Annotated in this window: 3 protein-coding genes; 1 reads left to right on the top strand and 2 read right to left on the bottom strand. The window is 61.2% G+C overall.

Features of this window, described 5'->3' with window-relative positions; translation table 11 throughout:
- Nucleotides 1–107: 107 nt before the first annotated feature.
- Nucleotides 108–971, bottom strand: a complete 864-nt coding sequence (locus CUC53_RS18080) for a LysR family transcriptional regulator (protein ID WP_100295388.1) — start codon at nucleotides 969–971, stop codon at nucleotides 108–110.
- Between the two features lie 117 nt (nucleotides 972–1088).
- Here CUC53_RS18080 and CUC53_RS18075 point away from each other — a divergent pair, with 117 nt between their 5' ends.
- Entirely contained in the window at nucleotides 1089–2522 is a 1434-nt protein-coding gene (locus CUC53_RS18075) for a glycoside hydrolase family 1 protein (protein ID WP_100295387.1), read from the top strand.
- A gap of 109 nt (nucleotides 2523–2631) precedes the next feature.
- On the opposite strand, the gene CUC53_RS18070 is transcribed toward CUC53_RS18075, so the two are convergent.
- On the bottom strand, nucleotides 2632–4085 hold a 1454-nt coding region (locus CUC53_RS18070), incomplete at its 5' end, for a glycoside hydrolase family 38 C-terminal domain-containing protein (RefSeq protein ID WP_272896783.1).

Below are 4085 nucleotides of genomic sequence, written 5' to 3'. Positions count from 1 at the left end.
GGCGACATTAGATCGCCATCACGCCCGTCCATCACCTATGCCCATTACCTATCGCTACCACTCAGGCACCATTGCCGATCCCCATCCGATAGCCCCGATATAAGGTGCTAACGATGCACGAGGTCATGGACGGTTTGCCAGAAGGCCTCGATCAGCGGCCCAGTGCTGTGGGGGGGGCGGATCAGGCCAATGGTCCAACAGGCTTCTGGTTCAGTGAGGGGCAGGGTCAACACATCGGGGTGGGCAATGGTGGTGGAGGAGGGGACCAGAGTCCAGGCGATCTCTGCCGCCGCGGTGGCAACACCGGCGGCGAAGTCGTTGACGTACTGGATATCGCGAAAACGCAGCCCGCTCTGGGCCAGATAGTTCATCAGGTGATCATAAAACGAGGGGGCCTTGTCGCGGCGCAAGATGGCCAGCGGCTGATCCACCAGATCGGCCAAGCTGCCGACAGCGTGGTAACTGGCAGGGAGCACCGCCACAAAATGGGCCTCGATCACCGGCAGGGCGTGCCACCCCTTGGGGGCCGGTAGGCGGCAAAAGCCCAGATCGAGTTTGCCATCACTGAGTGCCAGCAGCTGATGGTGAGTGGAGAGATCGTTAAGCTCAATGGTCACCTGCGGCCGGGTGGCCCGAAAGCGAGCAAGGGCAGCGGGCACCAAGATGTTGGTGGCGACGCCAAAACCGATGCGCAGGGTGCCGCTATGGCCTGCCAGCACCTCACGGGCCGTGCGCGCGAGTTGCTCGCTCTGGGCGATCAGCGCGCAGGCATCCTGATAAAGGGCACGACCAAGCACGGTCAGGCGAGTCGTGTTGGCACTGCGCTCGAACAGCGGCCCCCCTAGCTCCTGTTCTAATCGCCTAATCTGTTTACTGAGGGCTGACTGGGTAACGTGTTGGCGCACCGCCGCCTGACCAAAGTGCAGCACCTCGCCGAGGGTCACGAACGCCTTGAGATCCCGTAGTTCCATCATTCCCCCTGGGAATATGATATGGGTTTATTTGTCATTGGACGGAATTTTAGAACTGTTCGATGCTTATGCCAATTCAATGGCGAGCGCCATTCACCGCAGCAGGAGCAACACCAGATGCATCACCACAAACTCAAAGACTTACCGCACGATTTTCTCTGGGGCGCCGCCTCCGCCGCCTATCAGGTGGAAGGGGCGTGGGACGCCGATGGCAAGGGCCCCTCGGTGTGGGATCTGTTCACCAAGCTGCCGGGCAAAACCTTTGAGGGGAGCAACGGTGATGTGGCGGTGGATCACTACCACCGCATGGCAGAGGACGTGGCGCTGATGGCTGAGATGGGGCTTAAAGCTTATCGCTTCTCGGTGAGCTGGCCGCGTATCTACCCCACTGGCCGAGGGGAGGTGAATGAGGCGGGGCTTGCCTTTTACGAGAAGCTGATCGACACCCTGTTGGCCCACCAGATCGAGCCGGTGTTGACCCTGTATCACTGGGATCTGCCGCAGGCGCTGCAAGAGGAGTACGGCGGCTGGGAAGATCGGCGGATCATCGCCGATTTTGAACTTTATTGCGTAACCCTCTATCAGCGCTTTGCTGGCAAGGTGAAGTACTGGGTGTCGCTTAACGAGCAGAACTACAACCTGACTAACGCCTATCAGCTTGGCACCCATCCGCCCGCCGTGCAGGATCGCAAGCGCTTCTTTGCCGCCAACCACATCGCGTTTCTGGCCAATGCCCGAGTGATCAAGGCGTTTCGCCAGCATGTACCCAACGGCCTGATCGGCCCGAGTTTTGCCTATTCCCCCGCCTATCCGGCGTCGTGCGACCCTAAAGACATGCTGGCTTACGAGAACGCTGAGGAGTTCAACAACCTCTGGTGGCTCGATGCCTACTGCTTTGGCCGCTACCCACAGGCGGCGCTCGCCTATTTGCGGGAAAACGGCGAGGCACCCGAGATCCTGCCCGGTGATTTGGCGCTGCTGCGCGAGGGGACGCCTGACTACATCGGCGTCAACTACTACTACACCCTGACCTACACCGATAACCCCTTGGGCGGTCAGACCTTGCAGCGGATCAACACCACCGGCAAGAAGGGCACTACGCCGTCCAGCGGCATCCCAGGCCTTTACAAGACGGCGCCCAATCCCCACCTTGAGACCAGCAACTGGGACTGGGCCATTGACCCGACGGGAATGCGTATCGCCCTGCGTCGCCTCTCCTCTCGCTATGGTTTGCCGTTGATGATCACCGAGAACGGCCTTGGCGAGTTCGACAAGCTGGAGGCGGGCGACAAGATCAACGATGAGTACCGCATCGATTACCTGCGCAGCCACGTGGTGGCCTGCCAAGAGGCGCTGCAAGATGGGGTCGAGCTACTTGGTTACTGCGCCTGGTCGTTTACCGACATTCTGAGCTGGCTCAATGGCTACCAAAAGCGCTACGGCTTCGTCTATGTCGAGCGGGATGAGCGGGGCGGGTCGCTGCGGCGGATCAAAAAAGCGAGTTTTCACTGGTACAGTCAGCTGATCGCCAGCCAAGGCAAGCAGCGCTAATCACGTCCGGACGTGGCCGATGATCTGCCATCAATCATCGGCCTCAACCGTCAACCAAAACGGGCCTGATCGGATGATCAGGCCCGTTTGCATGGAGCACTAAGGCCTATCAGCGGCGAGCCAGCCGAAAGCGCACGCTGCGCGACTGACAAGGCGCCAGCTCGCCAAACTCGCCAGCGGCCAGTGCAAGGGGCAGGGGCTGTTCGTCCATCCGCACTGCTTGCCAGTCGCTCAAGCTGTGCTGGCTGGTCACCTTGCCTCCCTCCAGCACCGCCTGCTCGCTCGGGTTGTAGACTCGGATCACCAGCGCCGCTTCATCCTCGGCTTTTTTCAGGGCGCTTAGCACCGGACCGGACGGATCCATGGTGAGCAGGCTGAAGTGGCGCGGGGTGGTGAAGCTTGCCTTGTTGAGCTTCATGGCATCGAACGGGATCTTGTTGTAGCAGCGCACCGGGGTGAGGTAGCTGCGCGCCGCTTGCATCACGTTGGCGCTGAGGTGATCACCGGCAAACGCCAGCAGGCTGAAACGGCAGCTTAGCTTGCCGCGCACCTGAGAGTCCGGGGTAGGCAGCTTGATGCCGGATGGGCGACCCGGGCGCAGCAGCAGTTCCTCTTTGCCGAGTACGCCGACCCCGCGCAGCAGGGTGAGTGCCAGGGTGTCGCACTGCTCACCGATCACTTCAAACTCGCGCAGACCATCGCTCAGTACCGCCAGCCCCTGCTTGCCATCTTGCAGGGCGACGAAGTTCATCAGCTGCCAGACCGCAATGGGGGCCTCTTTCCACCCTTCTGCCTCCCAGTTCGCCATGGCGCTGTCGCGGGTGGGGCGGGTAATGCAGCCAAACTGGTTGTCAGAGACCACTGTGTCGCTCGGGAACGGGGTGGGGATCAGCACTCGCACCCTGTGGTCATCGGCCTGATTGTCGAGCGCCAGCTCGATGTCTATGCGCGGACTCTGGTGCGCAAGCGTGATGCGGCAGGTGACATCAAGGTGGCCGCTGCACTGGCGGTTGGCCCGCTCGGCGAGGTTGGCCGGCACGGCCATGCGAAGCTTGAGGGTGGCGATGCTCTGCCACGCCTGATGGGTGACCTCGCGGGTGACTGCAAACTCGGTGGAGTAGCGCAGCCACTCGTCCCGCGATGGCGAGTAGTCATACTCGTCGCCATCATCGGAGCCCTCTTCCAGCGTGAGTACCTGATCAAATTTGGTGCCGCGCAGCTTGTCCTGGATCTGCAAGGTGCCGTTGTCGTTGAGGGCGATGCGGTAAAAATCGTTCTCCAGCAGCTCGCCGCTGGCCGTCACCGGCTGCTCCAGTCCCGGCTGGTTGCCCTCGATATGGAGGGTGCAGTAGCCCATGGCCGGCAGCGGATGGCAGAGCTGGATGTCGTACTCCATAAAGGGTTCGTAGTTGCCGTAGTGCACGATCTGCCTGTCCACCAGACCCGGGTCAATCTCGCGCTTGGCGCGGACAAAGTAGGGGATCGACTGGCCCGCCTCATCGCGCAGGGCAAAGGATTGGGCGCGAATGCGGATGCTGGTGTTGATCACCTCCTGACGGGGGA

It is taken from the genome of Aeromonas cavernicola (assembly GCF_002795305.1).
Classification (GTDB): domain Bacteria; phylum Pseudomonadota; class Gammaproteobacteria; order Enterobacterales; family Aeromonadaceae; genus Aeromonas; species Aeromonas cavernicola.
The sequence above is the reverse complement of the archived record's forward strand: the minus strand, read 5'-3'. Positions and strand labels throughout refer to the sequence as shown.